A 26,964-nucleotide genomic window follows, 5' to 3' on the forward strand; every position below is an offset into this window, starting at 1 on the left:
ATCAACGCTCCAGCGCCACAGGCACATGAACCTGCTGCAAAATCTGTTTCACGACCGATTCCGCGCTGACGTGTTCGAGGCGGGATTCCGGACGCAGGATGATGCGGTGGGAAAGGACGAAAGGCGAAAGCACCTTGATGTCATCGGGCAGCACGAAATCCCTTTGCTGGATGAACGCATAGGCTTTGCCTGCCATCATCAGGGACAACGAAGCGCGCGGGCTTGCGCCCAGCATGACGGAAGGATGCTTGCGGGTCGCGCGGACGATGTTCAGGAGATAGTCGGCAACGGCTTCGTCGATGAACACGTTCCGGACTTCCTTCTGAAGCTCCGCGATGTTGTCCATCCGGGTTACCGGCTGCAATTGGTCGACAGGCTGTCCCTGCTTATGCTTCAGGAGAAGGTTTCGCTCTGTCGCCGCATCCGGGTAGCCCAGGCTGATCTTCATCATGAACCGGTCGAGCTGCGCCTCCGGCAGCATGTATGTTCCTTCAAAATCGATCGGGTTTTGGGTCGCGCACAGCATAAACGGTTTGGGAAGTTCGTACGTTTCACCGTCCACCGTGACGTTCCGTTCTTCCATGACTTCAAGCAGGGCCGACTGCGTTTTTGTCGTCGCGCGGTTGATTTCGTCGGCGAGCAAGATGTTCGTCATCACCGGCCCCGGACGGAAAAAGAACCTCTCTTCGCGGGGATGGAATACCGATACGCCGGTAATGTCGCTCGGGAGAATATCGGGATTGCACTGCACCCGTCGGTAATCGCCGCTCATGGATCTGGCCAGCGCCTTGATCATTTGGGTTTTGCCCGTTCCCGGGACGTCTTCGATCAGGATATGCCCTTCTGCCAGGAGAGCAGTAAGCAAGAGCTGGATTTCAAAGGCTTTGCCTAAGATGCAGGATTCAAGGTTCGTTCTTAAGGCTGCAATGGTTTGCAGGGATTCGCTGCTTACGGGCATAGATCCGTGCCTCCTTATTTCGTTCGTTATCGTTGGATTAAGGGAATGATCGTTCATCGAATATTGCTAAATCTTGAGATAAGAAGCATATATCTTACATTGTACATGATCCTTTCCCGAAATGTATATTGTGCAGGACTCCTAAATTCGTCGTATACCTCGACATTCCCCTTCCCCCGGGCCAAAGAACGCATCAAGAAACAAAAAATCCCGGCTCGCCAAAATCGCTCCCCTGCATCGGGTCGCGCAACGCAAAAAAGGCTCGCCCTGCAGTTCGAACGCTGCTAGGGAGAGCCCTTTGCTGTTGCTGTTGCTGTTGAGTTTTGAAAAACACGGCGGTTATCCGCGCGGACGGACGATCAAGGCTGCCAAAAACGAGAAAATGATCGCGGCCGATATCCCGGCGCTCGTCACCTCGAAGATCCCGGTCACGATTCCGACCCAGCCGTCCCTTTGCAGCTCCGACAGCGCGCCGTGCACAAGCGAGCTTCCAAAGCTCGTAATCGGAACCGACGCTCCGGCGCCGGCGAATTTGACCAGGGGGTCGTACAGGCCGAACCCGTCCGCGACCGCCCCGGCCACCACCAGCGTGCTCATCGTGTGCGCCGGCGTCAGCTTGAACGCGTCCATCATGATTTGCCCGATGACGCAAATTAATCCCCCGATGATAAATGCCCATAAAAATTGCATGTCAATCCTCCATTTCCAGCGCCACGGCATGGGCGATGCAAGGAATGCTTTCTCCCTGCTGGTAGGACAGCGGGGACAGCAGCGCTCCCGTCGCCACGACGAGCACCTTTTTAAGTTCTTTATTGGCCATTTTTTTCAGCAGATGTCCGTAAGTGACGACGGCGGAACAGCCGCAGCCGCTGCCCCCGGCTCTCACGTAAGTCTGGTTTTGACGGTCGTATACCATCAGGCCGCAATCGCCGAACTCCGTCTCGTCCATGGGGACGCCCGCTTTTTGCAAAAGCTCTTTGGCGATCGGCAGGCCTACGGATGCAAGGTCCCCGGTAACGATCAGGTCGTAATGTCCCGGCGTCAATCCGGTATCCCGAAAATGGGCTTCGATCGTGTCCGCTGCCGCCGGCGCCATCGCCGCACCCATGTTGAACGGGTCTTTGACTCCCAAATCCATGACCCTGCCGATGGTTGCCCTGGCGATGACCGGTCCGTTCCCGCTTTTGCCGACGATGCCGCAGCCGGAGCCCGTCACGGTATATTGCGCGGTGGGCGGTTTTTGCGCCCCGTATTCCGTGGGGTAGCGGAACTGTTTCTCCGCCGTGCAGTTATGGCTTGTCGTTCCGGCCAGCACCCGTTCGGCAGCCCCGGAATCGACGAGCAGCGCCGCAAGCGCCAAACTTTCCATCGAGGTGGAGCAGGCTCCGAACACGCCCAAATAAGGAGCTCCGAGCGTCCTTGCCGCAAACGTGCTGCTGATGATCTGGTTCATCAGGTCGCCGCCGATGAAAAACTGGATTTGCTCCTTCGTCAGCCCCGCCTTGACGACGGCCAGCTGGGAGGCCTGCTCCAGCAGCTTTCGTTCGGCTTTTTCCCACGTTTTTTCGTTGATTTCGAGATTATCGTAAATATAGTCAAAATCGGAGGCCAGCGGTCCCTGGCCTTCTTCGGGGCCTACGACCGTCGCGCTTGCAAGGATGCGGGGTTTCGCCTGAAACTCCCAAGTCTGGCCCTTGAGCCTCATTGGTGATGCACTCCCTCCAGTCCGAAAATGGCGTATACCAGCCCCACGAAAAATGCGGCGACGGTGCCGAACACGATGACGGATCCGGCCAGCTTGAACATATTGGCGCCTACGCCGAGGACGTATCCTTCGGCTTTGTGTTCCAAGGCGGCGGAGCACATCGAGTTGGCGAATCCCGTAACGGGAACCGCGGTCCCCGCCCCAGCGACCTGGGCGATTTTGTCATACACCCCGCAGCTCGTCAGGATCACGGAAATGATGATCAGCACCGCCACCGTCGGACTTGCCGCTTCCTTCGTCGACATGTCGAACAAAGCCATAAAAGCCTGCTGAATCGCTTGTCCGAGCAAACAGATGGCCCCGCCGATCAGAAAAGCCAAAATGCAATTTTTGAATATGCTCCGCTTCGGCTCGTGTTTTTGCGCTATGCTTTTGTAATCTTGGCTCGAAAGGTTGTCCAGCGAAAATTTTGCGCCTTTTTTAGTGCTCGCAGGCAAATGCGATACCCCCTCTTCCTCTTTTTTGGGCTCACGGAAAAATACGCGGTCCGGCTGTGTTGGAATGCCCTCGATGTGGCTTATTATTTGTCATGCGAAGGAGAGTTATGTATTTTGCGCAAATGCTTCCTGACGGCGAACAGCCGCCTCGCAAGCTTCACGGGCAGCCGTTTTACGCCAAAAGCTTCCTGATTTTCGCCATCGTGGCAATCAGAAACACATCAAAACGATGACAAGCAAAATAAGCAGTACGCAAACAAGGATGACCGCTTTGTTCATCTGTATGAACTCCATGGCATGATGCTCCCTTCTGCACCTGATCAGGGCGTTCATCTATATCTATCGTATTCGGGAAAAAGCGGGAGGTGCTTCACCGCGGCAACATGGACAATCCGCTTCGCGGAGTTCATACTATAAAAATGGGAAGTACATAAGAAATGAGGATGGCATCCATCCGGATAGCAAAGCGCAAAGGAGATCAAAAGCATGGACCAAAAAACAATGGACTTATTCCGCAAGCTGACCGAATTCCCGGCCGCTTCGGGCTTTGAAAAAGAACTTCGGGCATACGTCAAGGATTTGATGGCCCCGTATACGCAGGAATTCGTTCAAGACCGTCTCGGCAGCTTGTTCGGCGTGCTCCGCGGCGACGAGCAGGGACCGAAGGTCATGGTGGCAGGCCATTTTGACGAAGTCGGCTTCATGGTGACGGGCATTACCGACGCCGGAATGATCCGTTTCCAGCCGCTGGGGGGATGGTGGAGCCAGGCCGTATTGGCCCAGCGTCTGCAGATCATGACGCCAAACGGACCCGTGATCGGCGTCGTCGGCTCGATTCCGACGCATCTGCTGGACGAATCGCAGCGCAGCAAGCCGGTGGACATCAAAGCGATGTACATCGACGTGGGCGCGGACAACCGCGAGGATGCGGAATCGTTCGGCATCCGTCCCGGACAGCAAATCGTGCCGATTTGCGAATTCACCCCGCTTTCCAATCCGAAAAAAATCATGGCCAAAGCGTGGGATAACCGTTACGGCGTAGGCCTTGCCGTCGAGCTGCTGGAGGCGCTGCACAAGGAAAAGCTGCCGAACACGCTATATTGCGGCGCGACGGTACAGGAGGAGCTTGGACTGCGCGGTGCGCGGACGTCCGCCAACCTGATCCAGCCCGACATCTTTTTCGCTCTTGACGCAAGCGCCGCCAATGACATGACCGGGGATAAAAGCGCCTTCGGCCACATCGGGCAAGGCGTGCTTCTTCGCATTTTCGACCCGTCGATGCTGACGCACCGCGGCCTGGTCGAATACGTGCAGGATACCGCAGAGACCCACAAGATCAAATACCAGTATTTCGTGTCGCAGGGGGGCACCGACGCCGGGCAGGTCCATTTGAGCGGCATCGGCGTGCCGTCGACCGTCATCGGCATCTGCTCCCGGTACATCCATACGTCGTCCTCGATCATCCACACCGACGATTACGACGCGGCGAAGGAGCTTTTGATCAAACTGGTGAAGGGCCTTGACCGCACGACATTAAATACGATTTTGGAAAACGCGTAGTATCGCCAAAGAAACCGTCCGATCGATTCGTTATGAACGAAGGACGGTTTTTTGTTTGGCATCAACCGATTTTGTCCAAGCTTACAAAAAAAATCATAAAATTCACAAAAAAAGTAGCATACACCGCACAAAAATATGATAAAATGAAAGCGCTAACAGCTATCATCTTCTAAAGGGGGCTTTTGCAAGATGAACCAAAACGATAAGGTGATTACCGAATATTACGATTTCGATCCGGTCACCGACGCCTTTTTCTTCAAAACCGGCGCACAGGAGCAGGTTATTTTCCACGGCAGGAACTACATCATAAAAAAAAGACTGTCCTCCGCAGAACTCGCTTCGCTCAAATCCCAGCCCAATTTCGTCCGCGCCGCCTCAAATCTCTACGTCAATGTGAACAAAATTACAAATATCGACGGCACTACGCTGCATTTCCGGGACGAATTCGCCTACCCGCGCACGATTACGGTTTCCCGGCGCATTTTGGACCAAATCAAACGCCGCATGCCAAGCGCTCCCGACATCGCGTTGCCCAAGCAATGAATCCGGGTCCGGTTTTGTGAAGCGCCAAACGGCAGCCCCCCTACCGGGAGACTGCCGTTTTTTCATGAACGGATGATGTCAATTGACCCGGAAAGGTTCCACTTTCCGATATCCCCACGAGCTTTTTCCATCCTCCGGCATGCCCGGCAGGATCAGTCCCCCGTCGATCCGGATCGTGATTCCCGTAATATAGGAAGCCTGCTCGGAAACAAGCCAAAGCGCCGCCTGGCCGATATCCTCCGGCATGCCGATCCGGCCGAGCGGAACGAGGGAGCCCATTTGGTCTGCGGAAGGTTCCGGGTCCCGGACGAGGATGCCACCGGGAGCAATGCAATTGACCCGGATGCGGTACGGCGACAGATCCAGCGCGACGGATTCGGTCGCCCGCTTGAGCGCCGCTTTGATCCCTCCGTATACGGCGTCTCCGGGATACGCCCGTTCGGCGTGCGTCGATAGGATGTTGACGATATTTCCTCCGCGTCCGGCCGCGATCATATGCTTCGAAACCTCCCGCATGAGCAGCATCGGGGCACGAAAGTTCAGCTGCATCGTATAATCCAGATGTTCCAGCGGCAGTTCCGTAATCGAAGCGTACATCCCGACGCCCGCATTATTGATCAAGCAGTCGATTTGCCCCATCGTGCGCACCGCTTCCGCCGCCGTTTCCACCGCTTCGTCCGCTTCCGTCAAATCGCCTTCGCGCACGATGCACGCGCGGCCGGATAATTTTTCGATTTCCTCCGCGGTTTGTTCGGCCATGACGTCATCCCGGTAATGGGTGATCATGATTTCGTATCCCGCTTGCGCCAAAGCAAGCGCGATGCCGCGCCCGATGCCCCGGCTGCCCCCCGTAACGAGGGCCGTTTTTTTGGCCGTCTTTGCCTGATCGTGATGCTCCATGATTTACGCCTCCTTCTCGTGCTTCAATATCAAGACCGATGTTTAGAATTCACGTTAGCGTGATCCAAGGATGCTCTATACTGATCAAAACGCATAAAGAAGAAAAAGTCAAACATGGATATTTCATCAAATTCAGGGCGGACGAAAAGCCGGTCCGGGCGAGCCTCCCGCCGCCCAAACCGGCTTTTCCTTTATTTTGCCATGCTTTTTTTGCCCGTCGCCCGCACTCGCGGATCCACCAACGTATACAGCATGTCCGCCGCCCAGTTGGCTACAACGACAACCCCCGAAACGGTCATGATGATCGCGATCAAAACGGGGAAGTTGCGCTTCAAAGCGGAGGTGACCATCAACGTGCCCAGGCCCGGCCAATTGAACACGTTTTCGACGATGGCCGATCCGCTGATCAGGACGGGAATGTCGAGCGCAATGAGCGTGATGACGGGAATGAGCGCATTTTTGAGCGCATGGACGTAGATGACTCTTCGTTCCGAGGCTCCTTTCGCCCGCGCCGTCATCAGAAAACCGGCATCCAACACCTCCATCATGCCGTCTCGGACAAACTTCAAATAATAAGCGAGCATGCCGATCGCCAAGGTGGCCACGGGAAGAATCATATGCTGGATCAAATCCCATAACTCTCCCTCTTTGGAAGGCGTGTGCATGCCGCTCGGGGGCAGCCATAAAAGCTGCATCGCAAAAATCTGCTGCAGCCAATAACCGAGCACGAAGCCGGGAACGCTGAATCCGATCACGCTTAAAAACAGCGCCGTTCTGTCCGAAACTCCGTATGGTTTGGTGCTGTTATGTATTCCCCACGGGATGGCGACCAAAAGCGTAAGGAGCCATGCGATGCCCAAAAGGAAAAAGCTGTTTTTGGCATGCCACCAAATGTAATCGTCGATCGGAACAAAGTTATAGTCGACGCCCAGATCCCCTTTTGCAAGTCCCTTCAACCAGCGAAAATACTGTTCGTAAAGCGGCAGATCCAGCCCATGAAGATGCTTCTGCTCATCCACCCACTTATATTGCTCTTCGGTCATGCCGATGCTCGCCCATGGATTTCCCGGCATGAGATGCATGAGGACGAACGCAATTGTTGAAACGGCAAACAGCACGACAACGGATTGCACCGTCCGAAAAAGGATGTACTTCCACATATGGGGTGCCCTTCAAGCTCCTTTCCTCTGAAAAGTCACTCTATCAACTTCCACATATTAGTAGGATACACCAAGATCACGCAAACCTAAAGACAAAGTTCTGCAGAAACCGGCGGCTTTTGCGAAATGGAACGCAAAGGGCTGCCGCATATGCGGCAGCCCGATTGGATTGCAAACGACCAAAACATAACTTTATCGCAAACCTCAGCCGTCAGCCGACGATGCCGGTCCGTTCCACGCTTTCGACGAAATACCGCTGCACGAACACGTACAAAATAATGATCGGCGCGATAAACAGCAGCTCCCCGGTATTTTTGATCATATAAGCATACAGTCCGTCCTCGAACTGCGTGGCCGTCCACATCGTCGGCAGCATCGTCGAAAGCACCTTGATTCTCGTCAGCAGCAGCGACACGTAATAATTGTCGTTCCACATCCAGACGAAGGAAAACAGGAAGACCGTCACGATCGCCGGAACGGCGTTCGGCAGCATGATGCGGTAAAACGTCTGGAATACGCCGCAGCCGTCGATATACGCGGCTTCCTCCAGCTCTTTCGGGATTCCCCGGAAAAACTGCCGGAATATGAAGATAAACAAGCCGCTTTTGATCCCCATCCCCGTCGCCGCCTGCAAAATGAACGGCCAATAGCTGTCCAGCAGGTTGATGCCGTGCCCGCCGAATACCGACAAAAGACCGGCCAAGTCAAAAAAGCGGTAGTTCAAATAGGTCGGGATCATCAGCGTCTGCGGCGGGACGACGATCGTAAACACCGCAAGCGCAAACAGGATGCCGCTCCCCCGGAACCGGAGCCGGGCGAAACCGAAGGCCGCCAGCGAGCAGGAGATGACCTGGAGCAAAGTCGTCAGCAGCGCAATGAACAGCGAGTTAAAAAATGTATCGGCATAATGCAGCGTCTCGGCCGCAAACCGGAAATTGTCGAGCGTAAAATGCTTCGGGATCCACAGCACGGTCGGGTCGAGCATATCCGCTCGTTCTTTAAAGGAAATCGAAATTTTAAAAAATATCGGATACATAATGACGAAACATAAGCCGGTCACCAAAACCGCCCGAATCAGAACCCATGCGGCATGCTGCATTTTGAGCAGCGGTTGCTTTTCCCTGGAAAAACGGGCGGCGCCCGCCGCCGCCTGAACCACAACCTGTTTCAAACCTTTCCCTCCTTTAAGAACCCAAAAAGATGCAGGTCCGCCTTGGATCAATCGAAATAAAACACTTTTCGGGACACGAGACGAACCAATACGAGCAGAATGATGGAAGTCACCGCAAAATAAGCCCACGACATCGCCGCGCTCAGGCTGAAGTTCAGCGCCTTGAACGCCGTGTCGTTAATGAGCACGCTTAATTGGTTGTAATTGTAGGAGTCGATGACGGTATAAACGATGTTCGTCAAAATGAGCGGGCTCACCATCGGGAACGTAATTTTCCAAAACGCCTCGTATCCCGTCGTGCCTTCGATTTTGGCGGCTTCGTACAAGGCGGGAGGCACGGATTGAAGCCCGGCCAGAAAGATCAGAATTTGCACGCCCGAATGGCTGATGATTTCGTAAATGCGGTTGACGGAACCCGTGATGTACATCGTCACCCCGCTGCCGAAGCCGGACTCCAGCAGGAGCGCTTCCAGCTCGCTGCTTTTGAGGCCCGCGTCCCCCCCGCCGGTCACCGTTTGCGCCACTTCGGCCAAATTGCTGCTCTGCTCGATGGACAACAGATTCGTGGCAAGCAGCACGGGCAGGAAAAATATCGCTCGCGCCAGCACCCGTCCCCGGAACCTCTGGTTGAGCAGTGTTGCCGCAAACAAGCTGAAAACGACGATCGAAGGGATATTGATCAATAAATCCGCCACAGCGTCCAGCAGCACGCGGTTAAAGGTCGGGTGTTTGTAAAAAATCTCCTTGTAAAACTGCAGTCCTGCGAACTTGGTATCGAATCCGCTCATCGCGACGGTCAAATGGTTAAAGCTGTAGACCAGCGACTCGTACAAAGGGACGGCAAACAGAAACACGAAGCCCAAAAACCATGGGCCGATAAACAACACGCCTAGCAGCGACTTTTTTTGCGACAGCGTCCAGTTTCTTTTCATCGCTTTGCACCGCCGATCCGGTAGCTCTCGGCTTCCAGGAGGCCGCCGTCAACGGCAACCGCCGAGGCGTTGTAGTTGACCGTAACGGTTTTGCCGTTTTCGTACGTCGTCCGGAATACGCCGGCCGCCAATTTTTCGTGGTTGACGATCCGCTGATTCCGCACATCCTTCAACACCGCGTTGGCTTCCCGGTAATAATCCGCCGCTTCGTCCAGCCAGTCTTCGTAGCTTGCCGAATACAAATCGTTAAAATCGGTGTCCCGTACGGCCGACCCCTGTTTGTAAAACCATTGATAATACACGCTCGAGCCGGTCTCCAACGTCTTGAGCAGGCTGGCCCGGGCGCTTTGATCCCTGTCCAGGTTGATGGGCGAACCCGAATAATCGATATACCCGTGCACGACCATTTGGTAAAAAGGGATTTCTTCGTCCGCAATGTTAAGGCCGCTGCTCCGGGTCGGCGCATTCACGATGACATCCGCATAAGGCAGCACGCCCGCATTTCCGCCGTTCACCATCGTTTTCCCCGCCCCCTCCTTCAGCATTTCCACCGCTTCCCCGATCAGCGCCGCGCTTGTCTGCCGATCGGTCGTCCCGCCGGATGTCACGTCGGAATGGAGCTTGTCGCCCAAGTCCCGCAGCGATATCCCGCCTGCGTCCCATGGCCTGTAATCCCGCAAAAATTCGTCCACAAGCCCGGAAAGCTTTTTGGGCGACAGCAGGTAATAATCCAAATCGCCCCTGCTTGCCGTCACCGGATCCGTCTTGTACTGCGCGACCCCGTCCCGGAACAAAAAGCTCGCCCCGTCGCGCGAAGGCTTAAATCCATGTCCGCTGCGGTAAACCTGCAGGAAGGAAACGTCGGGATACAGCTCAACGTTTTGCGCCTTTGCGTAAGCCACCAGTTGTTTGAATCCTTTATTTCCTCCAAGCGCGGCATCGACGTCGATATCGTCCGGATAATGATGGGCCAGCCCGCCGTTGAACCATCCCGAATAACGGAGTTTGATGCTGCCGACGCCGTTTTCCTTCAGCATGCGGAGGATCGTTTCGGCTTCTTTGAAGGTCGTCAGCGGCTTTACGGACCGGTACGGGATGCCGAGGAACGTGTCGCGGACCGGAATGGAGCCGACAAGTTCGAGCACAAAAGGCGTGTCTTGGGAAGCTTCAAGCTTGGTCAGTTTACCGTTTTGCACAAGATAATCCTGATAATAGCGAGCCATGCCGACGTAATCCGCCGGCTTCCCGGCGAAAAACGCGTAACGAAGCTTGATCCCGCCCCGGTACATCTCCGGAAACATCGGGCTGTCCTTTTTGACGCTGCCTGCGCGGTACGTGAACAATTCCATCGGCTTCAGCAAAAATTGGGCGCTGACCCGGTTATAGGAGTTGACCCGGCCGCTGATATCGGCATGGACCGAAGCGATCGCATCCCCGTCCTCGATGATGCAGAAAAACGCTTCGTCCCCTTTTTTCATGCCGAAAACGGGCAACCTTGCCGTCTCGGTGAATTCCTTGAATTCCGCCTCCGCCGTTTTTTCTTTTAAGGTCCGGTCTTTGCCGTATATCGGCATGCCGAACGGCAGCGCGGCCGTTTTTCCGTTGTTCAGCCGGATGAGCGCCCCCGACCCGTCGGGGACGAACATATACCCGTTTTCTTTCGTCCCGGCGGCGCCGAACATTTCGAGCAGCTGGATCGACTCGATCGGAAACAGCTTCGTATCCCGGATTTCCTCCACGGGCACCCGAACGATCAGGTTCGGTCCGTCCAGCAGGTATTCGATCGGAATCGTAAACTTCGCGGCCGCGGCGGACTGCTGTTCGCCCGCCTGATTCATCTCATTGTCCTTTTTGGCTTCTTGCGCGGTGTAACCGACGGATTCGAGGATCGCGACGACGTCCTTGACGACATATTCGGGCATTTCCTTCCGTTTGTAGACCTGGGTTTCCTCATCGAGGAAAAACCGTTTCTCGATCTCGAATTTGACGGCCTCCTCCTGGATTTTGCTCAAAATCAGCCGGTCCATCCGTTCCTTCGAAATGAATTGCGGAATCGCCTCGAGTCCTTTCTGAAAATTTCCGAGCTGGTACACGACTTTGGCGCCCCCGTCCGTTTTTCGGATTTCGAACTGCTTGCGCTTGACCGCTTCGGTATAATTGTTCGCGTAAAATGTCTGCCCCTTTTCGTTGTTGTAGACGATGGAAAATTGCGCGGACAGGTTTTCAAGGTTCACTCCCTCCGCTTTTTTGTCTTCGTCCCGGTCCTGCGGATTGGAATGCCACGTCCGCCCGCCTCGTTTGTCTTTGACGGCGATTTCCGTCGTTTCCGGATCCATGTAGAGGGCAAGGTATTCGTTTTCGGCCATCAGGTTCAAACCTTCGGTTTTGCTTTCGAAACGGGCGGATTCGTCTGGTTTATGATCCCCGGTCAGGCTGGCCGGCTCCTTGGCGGCTCCCGCCGCTTCGCGGTCGTCCCCGGGCTTCATGATCTGAAAGCTTGCAAAAGCGATAAGCCACACGCCGAGGAGTCCCGCCAGCCACCATCTCGTTTTGCTTCTCAACCGTTTCTCCCCCCTTTACAAACGAACGATGATTTCGCGGTACAATGCCTGAATGAACGTCGCCATCTGCTGCACCAGGCTGAAGCAAAGAATGCCCAGGAAGACGATAAACGCCATGACCAGCACGGTTAAAAACAGCGTCGCGACGGTTTTGCCGATCGAATATTGATGCACCGTCATCGTGCCGACGAAAAGAAGCCAGGCAAACCAAAGATACGCGACGGAATCGAGCAAATAATAAAACGGGCTTTCGGCTTCTGTCATCACATTGCTGATCCCGATTTGCGGCAAAAAGACGATGACGAGCGGCAGCGCCGCATACCCGGTCGCCGTGACGATTTCTTTGAATTTCCCCTCGCCGTCCATCAGCGTCGTCAGCGACCAGTTCGAAATACAAAACAGCAAAAACGGCAGAATGATGTATTTCAGCTCATCGATGCTGCTGAGTTCGGTCGGCTTGTTGAAATTGACGACGAACCCGGCGTACTGGCGTTTCAGTATCATCGTGACGACCAGCATAAGCAATATGAATAACGCGATGGCCACTTTCCCTTTATTTTCGTATTTCAGCTCCCAAAAGCTGCTGAACGGGCGGACCATCGTGCGCAGCGGCATTCTCCACGCGGCCGTGTCCGCGTAATGGATGACCGCCTTCCGCCGGGCCCGGACGATCCGCAGCGCGAGCAAGGCTCCCGCCGCCCCGATCACGACGCTCATGACGGTTCCGAAATGGTTCCATAAATATTCCGAACGATAACGGTTTAACGCCTCGGAATAATATTTGCGGTTGTTTCCGTTCTTGAAAAATTGCAGCGCCTGCTTGTTCTCGCCCTTTTGCAGCATCGATTTGCCGATGCCGATATACGCGATGTCAAAATTGGCATTCAGCTTCAGCACTTCTTCCCAATGCGTGGCGGCCTCGTCGTCTTTCCCGTTAAAATGGGCCTTCACCCCGTCCCGGATCAGCGATCCGTAGCGGGTAGGGGCAAAAACGGCAAGCCGGTTCATCCCGGCATCCAGCACGGCCACCCGGTCGCCCAGCATCGCCAAGGCCGTCGGTTTTTGGAACCGGTTTTCGCTCATGCCGACGCCGCCGAACTGGTACAGCATGTTGCCGTCCCCGTCGTACGTGAATATCCGGTTGCGCCTTGAATCCAAAGCGCTGTACATGCCGCTCCCGTCGTATATGACGTCGATGAACGTCGAGCTGCCGGCGTTTTGGACCGTTTTTTGCTTGGACGCGTCCACCTGGATGGCGGAAACGTCCCCGGCCGGATCGAAATATCCTTCCCGCCGCAAGACGTCCTCTCCGCCCGGGTTAATACGTTTAATCGGATTTGACGCATTGACTTCCGAAGAGACGGCATAAATAAATCCTTTGTCGTCCAAATCCATGTTGGCGAATTCGATCGGCAGGAACAACTGCATTTGGCTGCTTTGCTCCCGGGTGGAAAAGCGTTTCCAGAACAAATCGACGGGACTGAACCGGACCTTGTTCGTGCCGACGTACCCCCGGAAATTCCCTTTGGCGTCGAACTCCATAATGCCTTCGTACGCGCCTTGGGCGATAACGTACAGCCTCTGGGTTTTGTCCACGGCTACCTTTAACGGAAAATATTGAAATCCTTTCGGAATCATGTCGGATACCGGAGCCCCGTAGACCCGGATCAGCTTGCCGCTCCGCTCCATTTCGACCACCCGTCCGTTTTGCGTGTCGGCGACGAACAGATGCTGCCGGGTCCGGTCGACGTAAACGCCGCTCGGTTTATTGAACGTGTCCTTGGTTCCGCCGTTGTCGAAAGAAGCGATCACCCCCGCCAGGTTTCCCTTTTCGTCCAAATGGACGATCCGGTTGTTGCCCGTGTCCGCAATGTAGATGTGCCGGTCTCCGTCCACAAAGACGTCCTGCGGCTCATTCCAATTGCCGATGCCCAAATCGGAGCCGTAAATCGTTTGTTCCGCCACATACGGATAAGGCGCGGGTTCGGCTTCCCTCCAGTACGAATAGTTGTAACCGTGGTCCGGCGCTTCCGCCTTCACCGGAGTCCCGACGGCAAGAAGCGCCAAAACGCATAGCCAAACCGTCCATCTTCTGATCACTAGCGCGCTCCCCCTTACCATCAGTCTTTCATCCCCGATGTCGACATCGTTTGAATGACGTTGCTTTGCGTCATGATGAAAATCGCTACGGGCACAAGCATCATAATCAATGCCGCCGCGGCCATCGGCCCGGACCGGACGAAACCGCCCGACAAAATTTGGCTGAACGCGTAATCCATCGTTTTCAGCTGCTCGCTGTAGATGAACGACGCGCCCTGTCCGCCCGTGCCGGTTCCCCACAAGCCTTTGAACGAAAAAATGATCAGCGTCAGCCACGCCGGTTTGACGGTCGGCATCACGATGTTCCAGAAAATGCGGTACTCGCTGGCACCGTCGATTTTGGCCGCTTCCAGCAGCGAGTCCGGGATCTGCTCCATGAACTGCTTCATCAAAAACAATCCCAAAGACGTGGCGAAAGCCGGAAAAATCAGCGACCAGTACGTGTTCAGCAGTCCTAGCCAGCTGACGGTCAAATAATTCGGGATCGACGTGACCTGAGGGGCGAACATCAGCGACAGCACGACGAGCGTAAACAACAGGTTGCCGCCGGGCAGCTTTAATTTGGCCAGCGGATAGGCGGCCATCGAAGCCAGGACGACATGCCCGGCCGTCCCGAGAAACGCGACGAAAAAGGTGTTGAAAATATACCGCGACAGCGGCACCCAGGAATTCGCGAAAATGAGGAACAAATCATAAAAGTTATCCAGCGTCGGATGGCGAACGATAAACGTCGGCGGAAACAGGAACATCTCGTCCAAAGGTTTCAGCGCGGTGCTGACCATAAAGACGAACGGCGCGGCCATAAACGCCCCGGCGCAGGCCAAAAGCACGAAAATGGCGATGTCTGCCGGCAGCGACCGGTTTACTTTCTTTTCCCTGCGCAGCCGCAGCTGAAGTTTTGCCTGCATGGGATCTACTCACCCACTTTCCTGAGCAGTTTCTGGATCACCATGTTCGTGCCCAACATGATGATGAACAAAACGCTTGCGATGGCGCAGGAGTACCCCATTTCGAACCGGATCGTGCCGTAATCGTTCAGATGGGTCACGATCGTGTGCGCCGCATATTGCGGGCTCGGAAATCCCGCCATATTGGTCGCGACGTCGGCAACCGCAAAGGAGCTCGTAATTTGCATGACCGCCCCGAACATCAGCTGCGGGCGCATCGACGGCAGGGTAATGTGCCACAGTTCCTGCCAGCGGTTTTTCACGCCGTCGATCGCGCCGGCTTCGATCAAGGTTTTGTCAAGGCCCTGCAGGCCGGCGATAAAAGCGAGAAAAGCGGTCCCGAGGCTCAGCCAAAGCTGGACGAGCATGATGATGAACAGCATGTATTTCGGGTCCTGCAGCCATTGGACCGGCTCCAGGATGAATCCCCATTTCATCAAAAAAGCATTCACGTAACCGAAGGAATCGCCCGAAAAAGCAACCTGCCAAATCAAATAGACGTTGCCCGAAATCGACGGCGCATAAAAAAGGAGCGTTACCACCGCCCGCAATTTCGGCGACAGTTCATTGATCAGCCATGCGAGCATAAAGCAGGCGATATAGCTGACCGGTCCCGTAATCACCGCAAACAGGAGCGTGTTTTTCAGCGCGATCAGAAACACCTCGTCCTTGATGAACAACGTCGCGTAATTGTCCCAGCCGATCCACTTCGGCGGCTCCAGCACGTTAAAATACGTGAAGCTTAAGGCAAACGCCATCAAGACCGGAAATGCCGTAAAGATGAAAAACAAAACGAAATACGGGGCAAGCAGGACGTACCCCTGCTTCTGCTGCCTCATTTGCTGCATCAGCGCTGCCATTTTGCCCGGGTTTCGGCCGGGGGCGGGCGGCGGGACGCTCCTTGTCGGATCTGGAAGTTTCATATGAACTTGCTCTGCCTCGGACATCGGAATCACCTCTCCTTTTCGCCTGCCGGCAGCCCGAATTCTTTCCGTTTTTTCGTGATTTCGTCGTTGACGAATCGCGTGTAATTGCGGATCGCCTCCCGCGGATCCTCATTGGAAATGACCACGCTGCGGAAGGCGTTGTCCAAATGCCGCCCCGTAAAATAACCGCCGGGCACTTCCGGAATGCCTTTCGCCCATTTCCACTGTTCCATAAGAACCCTGTAATCCTTGACCTGCCAGGGCAGTTGCCCGGCCGCTTCCAGGTTCGCCGTGGCAAACCGGCCTGCTGGCCCGAAAATGGCCTCGCTTTCCCATCCGAACTTCGCCTGGACTTTCGAACTCGACCACCACTGCATAAACTTCCAGGCTTCCGGCTTGTTTTGGCTGCCCTTAAGCATGACCGCCGCGTTCCCGGATGCCGGCACGTCGCGCCGAATGGAGCCGTCTTCCCGTTTCGTGCCGGGAACGGGGCCGATATCCCACAGCCCTTTCAATTCGGGAGCCGTGACGCTGATCATGTTAAAGCGGGTGTAATCGGCGATGCCGATCGGCATTTCCCCGCTGCGGAAGCGGTTCGTGAAGTCGGTTTCGATCGGCAGCTTGTAGGTCGTGTACAGCTCCGACCATTCGATGAACGCCTGAACCGACGTTTCCGAATCAAGCGCGCTCGTTTTGCCGTCTTCGCTATATAGCGTTCCGTCCTTCTGGTAAAGCAGCGTGCCGAAGGTCGGATTGACGGGCAGGCTGCCGCTCTCCTGGACGTTGGAGCCCGTTTTGACAAGAACCTGGATCGGGAACCCGAACAACAGATTGTTTTTTTGCAGCTCCGGAATCATGGCATACACGTCATCCCAGGTTTGGGGAACTTCGAGGTTCAGCTCGTCAAGAATATCCTTGCGGTAAAACAGCACCGGGAAATATTGCTCCACCGGCAAACCGTAAACGGCGCCGTCAAACGCATACGGAACAAAAGCGCTCTCGCTGTACTGCCGCTTCACTCCCTCAAAACCGGGATATTTCGATAAATCCTCGACGCCGCCGCGCAGCGCATAATTCAGCGGCTTATCGTTGCCTACGGCGAAAGCGACGTCCGGACCGCGGCCGGCCAGCATCGCCTGCAGCAACACCGATTCGCTTACGACCTGGATCTCGACGCCGATGCCGGTTTCCGGCGTGAAGGATTCCTCGACCATCCGCTTCAAGATTTTGGCTTGGTCGAGCCCCATCGTGATCCAAACCTTTATTTTTTTTCCGTTTTTGCCGTTGGACGAGCCAAGCGCGTTGTAGTCGTTAAAAAACGATAACGCAAACGAACCGACCTGATGTTTTACGTTGTTCCATACGCTCGCGCCTGCGGACGGCATGCGCCGCTCGGGAGAGGCGACGACCAAGTAGTCGATGGATAAAGGCATGTTATTGATGGAGTAAATCCAGGAGCCGAGCGAGCTGACGTTCGATTTGAACGTCTCCAGCCGGCGGGCTACCGTATCGGGATGATCGGCCATATCGCGAAGCTGGTAGACGATCCGCTTCAGCGTAGCGGTCCGGTCGCCGCTGCCGCCGGCCTGTTCGATCCGCCGGGTAATCGAATCGATCAAGTCCGCTTGCCTGCGGAATGCGTCAATCATGTCGGGGAGCTTCGTTTCAAGCTGGTAGTCGCGGTATTCGTCCGGCACGACGCCCGTGATCATGACGATCCGCCGGTACATGTTGTTGAGCTCCAGCACGCTTGATTCGATGGTGCGCAGGTAAAGCGACATTTCGCCCAGCGTGACGTCCATCCGGATTTGATGTTTCCCTTTGCTCAAATAAAACAGGTACGGGCTTTTGCCGTCGCCGATTTCTTTCAGTTTCCAATCCGGGGAAAAGTGGAACGCGATGTTTTCCGCTTCCTTGAACGGAACGCTGCCGTCGATCAGCAATTTGCGGTACGACGCGGCTCCCCGCTGCATGCTTTGATTGTATTTCACGCCGATTTTATACAATCCGTCTTCAGGCACCTCGATGTCCCACGAGATCCACTGGCCCGCCTTCGACCAATTGAACGAGCCGATCGTATTGAACCTGATTTTGGTCATGTCGTAAGGTTCGGTGGCCGGGCTGCTGCGGTCCATCATCGGGTACAGCACGGCGCTCGACTTCAAAGCTGCCGCTTCGCCCTGGATTTTGATGAAGGCGTCCGGCGCTGCCTTGTACCCGTTGGCTTGGTAACCCTTGGACACTTCCTCGTACGCAGGAGCTTCGGGGAGCTGAAAAAGCTTGATATAATCAATCATCATCGGCTCCTTTTCGGAGACGAGGGAGATGACGTGTTTTCCTTTTGAAAAATAAAACGAATACGGTTCTTCATGCCGCCCGTCCGAGCTTTGAATGCTGACCTCCTGCCACATCGCTACTTCCGCCTGCCCGGTGTAGATGTCGTTTCCTTTTTCATCCTGCACGGTGCCGCCTTCATTTTTCCACAACCGGTAAAACACAAGGTTTCTGGCCTCCGCAAACGGAAGTTTCCCGTCGATCAAAAGCTCCCGGTCCATGTCCGAGCCTTTTCCCGGCATGGCCCGGTAACGCAGCGCCATATGGTACAGGCCACCTTCGGGAACATCCACCGTCCATGAAACGCTGCCCGATTCGCCGGTTTGGATCACCCTGCCCTCCGCCCCGTCGATGCCTTCAACCACCGTGACGTTCATGCCTTCCGCGCTCGAATAAGCGTCCCCTTTGACGAGCAGCTCGCGGTCAGGCCGGCCGGCGCCTTCGTATTGGCGAATGTAATCGTCGTAACTGTCTTTGCTCGTCGACCCGAGCTTCAAGCCTGCGAGCGGCGAATCGACGGGTGCGGCTGCCCCCTTCGCATCCTGAAGCGGGGCGAACGGCAGCGGCTGCGGAAACAAGAAACATATCGCGGCCAGCAGCGCAAGCAGCGCGATCCGGCGGTTCGACTTCCGCGTCATCGGTGCATCCCCTCCATATGTAATCCAGCACCCCGGCCGAATCCGCCGGAGTGCTGAACCACAGCAACTTTTGCCTTATTTTTTGGTCGTGACGTCGATCGCTCCCTGCGCCATCGGCTTGATCCGCTGGACGGCCTGAGAAGGCGATTCTTTGCCGCTCGCGATGTTTTTGAACGCTTCCTCCAGCACGTCCGGCAGACCGACGTACGCCTGGTAGTTGATCAGCTTGAACGAACCGTCGAACATCTTTTTCATCGTATCGAGCGATTCTTTGTTTTTCATGTTCGGCTCTTCTTTCTGCAGCTGGATCTGCTTGCCCTTTTCCACGTCGAATTCGTACAGCTCGCTCCAGGCAGCCAGCACCGCCTTCGGATTTTCGACGCCTTGCGGTATGAACCACAGGTTCATTTTGTCGTACGGGGTGACGTATTCGGCGGCTTTGGGTCCTTTCGGGAAAAAGACGTATCCGATATCGTTCGGTTTATCCTTGACGTAACCGAGGTTATCCCAGCGATAACCGTTGACGAAAGCCGTTTTCCCGCTGCCGAAGTCGGCTCCGTCCGACCGCCCGACGACCTTGTGGACGTTGTAGAGATCGTTGAAAAACTGCAGGGCTTCCATCGCGTTCGGTTCGTCCATCACGAATTTGTTCGTCGCTTCGTCTTCGATTTTGCCTTCGTTGGTGTAAATCAGCACGGACGCGAGCAGCGACTCGCTGTCGAAATACAGCGGAACTTTCCCGCTTGCTTTGACCTGCTTCAGCATGTCGAGGAACTTACCCCACGTCCATTCCCCTTTTTCCTGAAGTTCGTACGGGTCCGGCAAGCCCAATTTTTGCAGCAGCGTTTTGTCGTAGTATAAACCGTGGCTTTCCGTATACGGCAGCGTAACGCCGTATTGCTTGCCCTGGTATTTGCCGTTGGCAAGCGTCACCGGGTTTTGGCCGAAGGCCGGATTGTTCATGTCGATCACGCCGTCGAGCGGCTGCACGTATCCTTCGATGACCAGCTTCGGAAACGCCTCGCGGATCGGAATCATGACGATGTCCGCGAATGGTTCGCCCGCAACGGAGGACGTAATCAGGCGTGCCGTCGTGTCCTCGACCGTCACGTATTCGATTTTGGTGTTGTATTTTTCTTCGACTTTCTTTTGCAGCGCTTTTTCCTCGTCGTTCAAATACGCGTCCATCCCCCACCACTGTCCGATGCGCAGCGGCTTGCCCCCGAAATCAAGCTTTTCTTCCGGTTCCTTCGCGGGCTGTTCTTCCTTCGCTTCCTGCGTTACCGGAGCGCTGCTATCGTTTCCGGCGGCATTTTCGGCCGGTTTGGCATCGCCTCCCGTCGTTCCCGCCGCGCCTTGGCCGGAGCAGCCGATCATCGACAGCATCGCCGCAAACATCAACGCCATGGACCATGCTTTCATCGTCTTCAAGCGATTCCCCCCTATAATGTTCAATGATTTGAAAAATCCTGCCTTCACCGGATGTTTCCGCTTCGATCGCTCTCCCGACAAGGCCCCCTTTCCGACATGGCGGGTACGGCCGGAGTGTAACCGCTTTCATTACTGGCAAACGGGAAATCAGGCTTTCATCTCCCTGCCAATAAGGGCAAAGCGGCCGCCCTTCCCGTCCATCTACGCTGCGTTCATGCGACGCATTACCGCCTTCCTCTCCAATATAGCTTGAAAGCTTTTTCCCTTGTATTCATCCGATAGAGGCATTCCCGTACATGCTCATCCTGCCGCACTAGCCAAGCTTCCCGCCAAACGGCTAACAATCGTCCATAGGATTCTAACGTTCATCCATACCGAAAACCATCCGCCCCGTCTGGCAAACGCTGTCCGCAGCGGTTCACGAAAATTGTTCCCGGAATTGGGTCGGCGTGCGGCCGGTCACCTTTTTGAACATTCTCGTAAAATAAAAATAATCCTGGTACCCGGCCTTTTCGGCAATTTCGCCGACCAAATCCCCCGTTTGCTTGAGCAGCTCGCAAGCATAAGAAATCCGCAGCCTGGTGACGTAGGAGGTGAACGTTTCGCCCGTTTCCTTTTTGAACAGCTGGCTGACGTAGTTCGGATGGACGTAAAATGTTTGCGTCAGCGTTTGGATCGAGATGGCATTGCGGTAGTTGTCGTGCACATACTGCAAAATCGACTTGAAGGTTTCGTTGCCGCTTTCCTTCGCTTCGTATTCGGTATGCGGGCCCATGCCCCTGATCGCTGCCATGCTCAAATCATCGATCATGTCGAATCCGCTGGCGAACTGCTCCATCAACTGCTCGTAGTTCGGCAGCATGCTGTCGTTTTCGTCCCCATGAACGCTGTACAAAAACGCAAAAGCGGCGTTGTACAGGTGCAAAGCTTCCTGAACCGTCACCCGTCCCTCCCGGAACAACCCTTTGATGTCGTCAAAACAGCGGAGCAGCGCCGTCAAGTCTTTATTTCCGATGGCGGCGCCGATTTGCCGGATGCGTTCCTTCACTTCCCCTTGGGCATCCCCCCGGTCCCAGAACACCCCCGGCTTCCCTGTAATGAAATATTGGTTGGACAGCAAAGAAGCCGACCCGATCGCCTGCTTCAGCATGCGAACCTCGCCGCATCGTCCGCTGATTCCGGCGCCTTTGAACCCCTGCCGCGCTGCAAGTTCGCCGGCAGCGGGCCCGAGCCGGTCGTAATCCATGACGTACAGCATTTTCGATCTGCCGATTTTCAAGCGAAGCCCGGGCCCGGGCAGCGGGTCCGGCTGCGTTCCGTCTTCGAAAGCCGCTACCAACGCGCCGATGCCATGGGCGGGGTCCAACTGAAGCCCCCATTTTGCGAGTTCGGCATGCAGGCGGTCCGAATCGGCATCGGTTCGTTCGGTCAGCAGGTGTAACAGGCGCGATTCGGCGTGAACCCGTTCCGTATCGAGCGTTTTTTTCAATTTGGCAAGCACGCCGGCAATTTCTTGCTCGTCATACGGTTTCAGGCAATAAGCCGATGCCCCGAAATTAAGGGCCCTCTGCGCATAGGCGAATTCCGCGTACCCGCTGACGACCACGAATTTCGGGGCCCAAGGAAGCTCGCTTCCTTTTTTGATCAGCTCGAGTCCCGTCATGCCCGGCATCCGGATATCGGTAAACACCACTTCCGGTTTGGCGCGTTCCATCCATTGAAGCGCTTCCAATCCGCTATATGCAGCGCCTGACACTTCGAAGCCATGGCTGCCCCAATCCACGCTTGCCTTCAAGCTTTCCACGACCCAGCTTTCGTCATCGACGATCAATACCTTGTACATGAACATTCCTCCTTGCCGGCATCCTTAATCTTATTTTCGTTCCTTCCCCCAGGGTGCTGCCGATGTGGAGCCCGTATTCGCTGCCGAACGTCAGCTTGATCCGGTTGTTGACGTTGGCGAGCCCGATGCTTGAGACCCTCGGCTCGTTCCGGCTTCCGATGTCACGATCCTGCCGGTGCAAAGCCTCGGCTACCTGCGCCAGCCGCTCGGGCTCCATCCCCAAACCGTCGTCTTCGACCGTAAGGACCAGTACCTGATCGTCATGCACGCTTCCGCGGATAGTTAGCGTCCCCTGGGATTCCTTTAACTCCAACCCGTGAAACACCGCATTTTCCACGAGCGGCTGCAGGATCATTTTCGGGATCAGGCACCCCAGCGCCTCCCCCGACATCTCGTAATCCACCTTAAATCGCCCGCCGAAACGAATTTGCTGGATTTGCATATACGACTCGACGATGTCCATTTCCGTCTGAAGCGTCACCATGTTTTCCCCTTTGATGCTGTAGCGGAAGATTTGGCCGAGCGATTTGGCGATGTCGCGAATTTCATGCACGCCCCGAACCGCCGCCATCCCTTTGACCATCTCCAGCGTGTTGTACAGAAAATGCGGGTTGATCTGGCTCCGCAAAAACGTCAGCTCCGATTTTTTGTTTTCCAGCTCGGCTTCGTACAGCATCGCGTTTGTCTCGAGCAGTTGATGCGTCAAATGGTCGACCTGATCCAGCATGCTGTTCAGGCCGGTCGACATGACGGTGATTTCGGCGTATCCCTGAAGGGAAATCCGGTTTTTCAGCTTGTCCAAATCCCCCCTCTTAATGTTATTCATGAAGGACATCAGCTTTTTGAGCGGGAGCAAAATGTTGTTCGCGACCAGCCTGAACAGCACCAGCATAACGGCCGCTCCGGCAACGGAAATGACCAGCTCCAGCCTGCGTATTTTGGATATGTCGGAGAACAGCTCGGACATGGGAATCATGCTGACCATCATGCTGTTGATTTCAGGCAGATTCTCTTTTTGCACGACATAGGTCTGCCCGTTCAGCTCGAGGTTCATCGGCTTCGTGGAAGCCGGGCGGCCCGCAATGATGCCGCTCAGCCTGCTTCCGACCTCTTCCGGATCGCCGCTCGACATGATGTTGTTGTCGCCGTCGACGAGATACACAAGCGTGGCGGATTCGCTCGACAAGGAACCGGCCCTTCCGATCAGCGCTTTCGGGTCGATGACGAAAAACAGCGTGCCGATGACGGAATGAAACCGTTCGCCGGGCTGCAGCGACCTCATGTTCATGCCGACCGGAATGACGTTGCGGGACGGGTACATATCCCCGAAATCCTTGAGGCCGAAATAACGGATGGAATCTTCGGGCGCAATCGAATTCGCGTAATACGATACGAGCTTGTTCCCTCCGTACAAATCGTACCAACGCCCGTTTTCCCCCAAAACGACGATATCCAAAATACCTTCCTTCAAGTTGCCCATATTGATCAGCAGGCTGTTGATTTTTTTCGAGTATACGTAGGCTTCGGCTGCGTTTTGCTCGATCAGGAATTTTTGCACGTCCTCGTTATAAGCAATATTCGTCATCAGCCGGTCGATGACGTCTTTGTTCGCATGCACCGTCTCTTTGATTTGCGCGCCAAGATCCTTCGTATACCTTTCGTTGTTGTCCCGGATGATTCCGGACATTTGAAAATAAGTCGCGACGATAATCGTCAATATGACGGCGGCGATGGATGCGGCAATAAAAGACAGCTGCGAACGTATCGATAATTTCCGGTAAAAGGACACGGCCCGATCCTCCGTTGATTTTAATGGATATGGACGATAATTAGGAACATATTAACATAGTTTGGCAGACGCTAGGAGAATTCTCTTTACTCGCACTTTCTTTTCCATTACGATCTGTAGGAGAGGACTTCTTTCAAAGGAGTTGATCGTTTGATCCGGTTCAAAGCTTTGATGTTGGTATGGATGGCGGCCTTCATGGCCGTAAGCGGAGCGGCATGCAGCGGCAAAGAACCGCTTGAGCCCGCAGCCCCGCCCCGGTCGGACGGCTATGAGCATCTGGACGTTTCCATCGCGTTTTGGGACATCGGCAGAGCGTTTGAAAAAAACGATGAAGTGCTGCAAAAAATCGAACGCGATTTCAACATCACGATCAAGCCCGTGCAAGTAAACGACGCCGACGATGAGGAAAAATTCAAAATATGGGCCGCCTCCGGCCAATTTCCCGACCTGTTTGCGCATTCGCTCGTCAGCGACTCGCCGGGGATTTATGCCGATTGGATCAAACAGCGCTTGATCCGGCCGCTGCCCGACGATCTGACTCCTTATCCGAACGTGTACCGGGTGGCGCAAATTCCCGATACGCTCGCGCTGCGCCGCAACAAAAAGCTGTACATGCTTCCGCGCATCGCGTACCCGACCAACGATTTGTGGATGCTGGAGCGGGTCGTGTTCGTACGCAAGGACTGGATGGAAAAACTCGGCTTCACGGACCCGAAAAACTTCGGGGAATTCTCCGATATGATGAAAGCGTTTACCAAGAACGATCCGGACGGCAATGCCCTTCATGATACGGTCGGGCTGACGGCAGCGAACCTCGATTATTTGTCCTGGGTGTTCAGCCCCGCGTTTCCGCAATTTGCCGCAAGCAAATGGGTGCAGGAGGACGATCAGTGGATTCCGTATTACGCCTCCCCCAAAATGAACGCCGTCGCGGCCCAGTTCCGGCAGCTGTACGCGGACGGCGGCCTCGACCCGAACTTTTACCTCGTCAAAGAAATCGATGCGCTCGAACAGTTCGCCCAAGGCAAAGCCGGCGCGCTAGCTTATAAGGCAACGCCCCAGAGTTTGAGCAAAATGGTGCAGATGTGGAATCAATACCATCCCGGCAAAGATTTTTACGATTCGGTCAAAATTTTGCACCTGTGGCCTGCGGAAGACGGCAACCGCTACTATTACGTCGCGTCGACGTATTGGACGGAAAGTTATTTCAGCGCCAAAGTGGATGACCGCAAAATGGACCGGATTTTAAGGCTGTACGATTATTTGCTGTCGCCGGAAGGCAAAATGCTCATGAAATACGGGATCGAAGGAAAGGATTACGAGTACCGGGACGGAAAGATCGTCATCACCCGGCCGCGGGAAGAGACGGGAGAATATGTCAGCCTCCAAAAGCTGTATCCGTCCACCGAAATTTTCCGCAACCTGGCTTCCTGGGGACGGGAGCAGTCGTACCGGCTCGACCCGGTCAACCAAGAGCTTTACGGCGAAAAAAACATCCGTACCAGCCTGGAGGAAATGCGGTGGCTGCTGAACAACGCAAGGGCAACGCCGTTTATGTATTCGATCATTTCGCTTTCCACCGACAATAAAGACAAGCTAAGCGCCGCCATCCATCCGATGGAAGATTTGACGAAAGCGGTGCTGGGCACGGGCGACCCCGTGAAGTTGTGGCAGCAAAACCTCATCAAGTATAACCAAATGGGACTGCAGCAGGCGATCCGGGAGGTCAACGACAAACTTGCCTCGGGCCAATGACCGGCGTAAGTCGGGTCAGCAGTCGGATGCGCGACAAAAGGCGGCGGACATTCAAATTCCGCGCGCCTTTTTTTGATGTGCTTACCCTCCGGGGACTCGGAGCGGGCAACTAAACAACGGCATCCATAAAGTCCGTTATTACGACGATTTAACCTCTTTTCCTTCGGGTTGATGCTCCGGCTGCTCGTATACGACGGTCCCGTCGTTTTGGCGGATCCAGGTCGCAAAATCCCTTTCCCCCGCTTTCAATTGAATGACCCGGGCCCCCGTCGGGAAATGGTCCTTCCGTTCGCCGCCCAAGTAGCTGACGTATTTGGTCGCCCTGCCGTAACAAAGCCGGATGCCGTGCAGCGTGCCGCAAAAATCGTTGGCATGGTCATGCCCGACGAAAGTGCCCATCACGTCGCCCATTTCGAGCATCGCCGCAAACATCCCCGAATTGAACCGCGGGGCGGAGCAGGTGCCGTCCAAACGATGCCCGTAGCATACTTCCGTTTCCCATACCTCGTTGTACTCAGGCAGCGGAATATGGAAAAAAGCGAGCGCAGGCAGCGGCTTCCCGCCGTTTTGCCCGGTTAACGCCTTCGATTCCGATACGTACCAATCGATCTGGTCCCTACGGATCCAATCGTACCCGCCGAACGGGGAATAATCGCCGCTGTCGAGAAAATAAAGCGCTGATCCCGCTTCGCCGCGGTCGTTCATGACGGTTAACGTAAAGTTTCCCGCCCCGCTGATCCCCGGCGGATCTTCCTTGGCGACGCAGTATTTGTGCTCCAGCTGCAGCCGGTGCATCTCGGCCCGGGTGACGATGCCTTCCGAATCGTGGTTGCCGAATACCGCGGCCCATGGAATGCGGCTGTTTTCGGCGACGGCTACGGCTTTGCGGAACGACGCCATCGGGTCTTTCGTCCTTGCGCTCGCGATGACGTCTCCGGTGAACACGATCAAATCGGGCTGCTCCTCCCGGATGACCATCTCCATCAAGCTTTTTGTTTCCGCATCCAGTTTGGGGGAATCGGGATCGACGTCAAATTCGTCGATAAACTCGACGTCCGTAAATTGCACGATAACAAACGTGCCGTCATCGCGGAATTTCAAATTTTTGTTCATCCTGCGGCCAGCCTCCGTTCCTGCTATGGATTTTTGCGGCATGTTTTATGCCGGTTGCGCTTTGCCTTCGTTTCTGCATATGGGTGCATTCCAGCCGATCA

20 protein-coding genes are annotated in these 26,964 nt (G+C 55.1%); 3 read left to right on the forward strand and 17 right to left on the reverse strand.

What is annotated here, in order from left to right:
• Position 1: 1 nt before the first annotated feature.
• From AC27KL_RS17555 to spoVAC, 4 genes are all read right to left on the reverse strand, one after another.
• Positions 2 to 958: an AAA family ATPase gene (locus AC27KL_RS17555; RefSeq protein WP_339324036.1), complete on the reverse strand. Its 957-nt coding sequence runs from the start codon at positions 956 to 958 to the stop codon at positions 2 to 4.
• 339 nt (positions 959 to 1,297) lie between these two features.
• Positions 1,298 to 1,648, reverse strand: coding sequence for a stage V sporulation protein AE (gene spoVAE, locus AC27KL_RS17560; protein ID WP_036715182.1), 351 nt, complete (start codon positions 1,646 to 1,648; stop codon positions 1,298 to 1,300).
• A 1-nt stretch (position 1,649) separates the two neighbouring features.
• Positions 1,650 to 2,663 (reverse strand): stage V sporulation protein AD, encoded by a 1,014-nt coding sequence (gene spoVAD, locus AC27KL_RS17565; RefSeq protein WP_487170488.1) that lies wholly within the window; start codon positions 2,661 to 2,663, stop codon positions 1,650 to 1,652.
• The gene (gene spoVAC / locus AC27KL_RS17570; RefSeq protein ID WP_339324034.1) at positions 2,660 to 3,160 is read right to left on the reverse strand and encodes a stage V sporulation protein AC; all 501 of its coding nucleotides are present in this window, start codon (positions 3,158 to 3,160) and stop codon (positions 2,660 to 2,662) included. The genes spoVAD and spoVAC overlap by 4 nt, the downstream gene beginning before the upstream one ends.
• Before the next feature lie 486 nt (positions 3,161 to 3,646).
• Between spoVAC and AC27KL_RS17575 the strand changes: the two genes are divergently transcribed.
• Entirely contained in the window at positions 3,647 to 4,720 is a 1,074-nt protein-coding gene (locus AC27KL_RS17575) for a M42 family metallopeptidase (protein WP_487170489.1), read from the forward strand.
• A gap of 189 nt (positions 4,721 to 4,909) precedes the next feature.
• Positions 4,910 to 5,263: a LytTR family transcriptional regulator DNA-binding domain-containing protein gene (locus tag AC27KL_RS17580; protein ID WP_036715185.1), complete on the forward strand. Its 354-nt coding sequence runs from the start codon at positions 4,910 to 4,912 to the stop codon at positions 5,261 to 5,263.
• 78 nt (positions 5,264 to 5,341) lie between these two features.
• Here AC27KL_RS17580 and AC27KL_RS17585 read toward each other — a convergent pair whose 3' ends face one another.
• From AC27KL_RS17585 to AC27KL_RS17640, 12 genes are all read right to left on the reverse strand, one after another.
• On the reverse strand, positions 5,342 to 6,163 hold the full coding sequence (locus tag AC27KL_RS17585) for an SDR family NAD(P)-dependent oxidoreductase (RefSeq protein ID WP_487170490.1): 822 nt from the start codon (positions 6,161 to 6,163) through the stop codon (positions 5,342 to 5,344).
• A 191-nt stretch (positions 6,164 to 6,354) separates the two neighbouring features.
• Positions 6,355 to 7,323 (reverse strand): ABC transporter permease, encoded by a 969-nt coding sequence (locus AC27KL_RS17590; protein ID WP_487170491.1) that lies wholly within the window; start codon positions 7,321 to 7,323, stop codon positions 6,355 to 6,357.
• A gap of 211 nt (positions 7,324 to 7,534) precedes the next feature.
• The gene (locus AC27KL_RS17595) at positions 7,535 to 8,494 is read right to left on the reverse strand and encodes a carbohydrate ABC transporter permease (RefSeq protein WP_487170492.1); all 960 of its coding nucleotides are present in this window, start codon (positions 8,492 to 8,494) and stop codon (positions 7,535 to 7,537) included.
• A gap of 47 nt (positions 8,495 to 8,541) precedes the next feature.
• A complete protein-coding gene (locus AC27KL_RS17600) occupies positions 8,542 to 9,426 on the reverse strand; it encodes a carbohydrate ABC transporter permease (protein ID WP_487170493.1) in 885 nt (294 codons plus the stop codon).
• Positions 9,423 to 11,987: a DUF5696 domain-containing protein gene (locus AC27KL_RS17605; RefSeq protein ID WP_487170494.1), complete on the reverse strand. Its 2,565-nt coding sequence runs from the start codon at positions 11,985 to 11,987 to the stop codon at positions 9,423 to 9,425. The genes AC27KL_RS17600 and AC27KL_RS17605 overlap by 4 nt, the downstream gene beginning before the upstream one ends.
• 15 nt (positions 11,988 to 12,002) lie before the next feature.
• The gene (locus AC27KL_RS17610) at positions 12,003 to 14,087 is read right to left on the reverse strand and encodes a YIP1 family protein (protein WP_487170495.1); all 2,085 of its coding nucleotides are present in this window, start codon (positions 14,085 to 14,087) and stop codon (positions 12,003 to 12,005) included.
• A 20-nt stretch (positions 14,088 to 14,107) separates the two neighbouring features.
• Positions 14,108 to 14,995 carry a carbohydrate ABC transporter permease gene (locus AC27KL_RS17615; RefSeq protein WP_339324026.1) on the reverse strand — a complete coding sequence of 296 codons (888 nt, stop codon included), beginning with the start codon at positions 14,993 to 14,995 and terminating at the stop codon, positions 14,108 to 14,110.
• Positions 14,996 to 15,000: 5 nt separating this feature from the next.
• Positions 15,001 to 15,981: a carbohydrate ABC transporter permease gene (locus AC27KL_RS17620; RefSeq protein WP_487170496.1), complete on the reverse strand. Its 981-nt coding sequence runs from the start codon at positions 15,979 to 15,981 to the stop codon at positions 15,001 to 15,003.
• 5 nt (positions 15,982 to 15,986) lie between these two features.
• Positions 15,987 to 18,932, reverse strand: a complete 2,946-nt coding sequence (locus tag AC27KL_RS17625; protein ID WP_487170497.1) for an extracellular solute-binding protein — start codon at positions 18,930 to 18,932, stop codon at positions 15,987 to 15,989.
• 75 nt (positions 18,933 to 19,007) lie between these two features.
• A complete protein-coding gene (locus AC27KL_RS17630) occupies positions 19,008 to 20,354 on the reverse strand; it encodes an ABC transporter substrate-binding protein (protein ID WP_487170522.1) in 1,347 nt (448 codons plus the stop codon).
• Positions 20,355 to 20,781: 427 nt separating this feature from the next.
• Positions 20,782 to 22,206 carry a response regulator gene (locus AC27KL_RS17635; protein ID WP_487170498.1) on the reverse strand — a complete coding sequence of 475 codons (1,425 nt, stop codon included), beginning with the start codon at positions 22,204 to 22,206 and terminating at the stop codon, positions 20,782 to 20,784.
• Positions 22,181 to 23,995 carry a sensor histidine kinase gene (locus AC27KL_RS17640; protein ID WP_487170499.1) on the reverse strand — a complete coding sequence of 605 codons (1,815 nt, stop codon included), beginning with the start codon at positions 23,993 to 23,995 and terminating at the stop codon, positions 22,181 to 22,183. Before AC27KL_RS17640 ends, AC27KL_RS17635 begins: the two co-directional genes overlap by 26 nt.
• 150 nt (positions 23,996 to 24,145) lie before the next feature.
• Here AC27KL_RS17640 and AC27KL_RS17645 point away from each other — a divergent pair, with 150 nt between their 5' ends.
• A complete protein-coding gene (locus AC27KL_RS17645) occupies positions 24,146 to 25,750 on the forward strand; it encodes a type 2 periplasmic-binding domain-containing protein (RefSeq protein WP_487170500.1) in 1,605 nt (534 codons plus the stop codon).
• Between the two features lie 138 nt (positions 25,751 to 25,888).
• Here the strand turns inward: AC27KL_RS17645 and AC27KL_RS17650 are convergent, their stop codons facing one another.
• A complete protein-coding gene (locus tag AC27KL_RS17650; protein WP_487170501.1) occupies positions 25,889 to 26,863 on the reverse strand; it encodes a metallophosphoesterase family protein in 975 nt (324 codons plus the stop codon).
• Positions 26,864 to 26,964: the final 101 nt, after the last annotated feature.

This window comes from Paenibacillus sp. YAE3, from assembly GCF_057546105.1.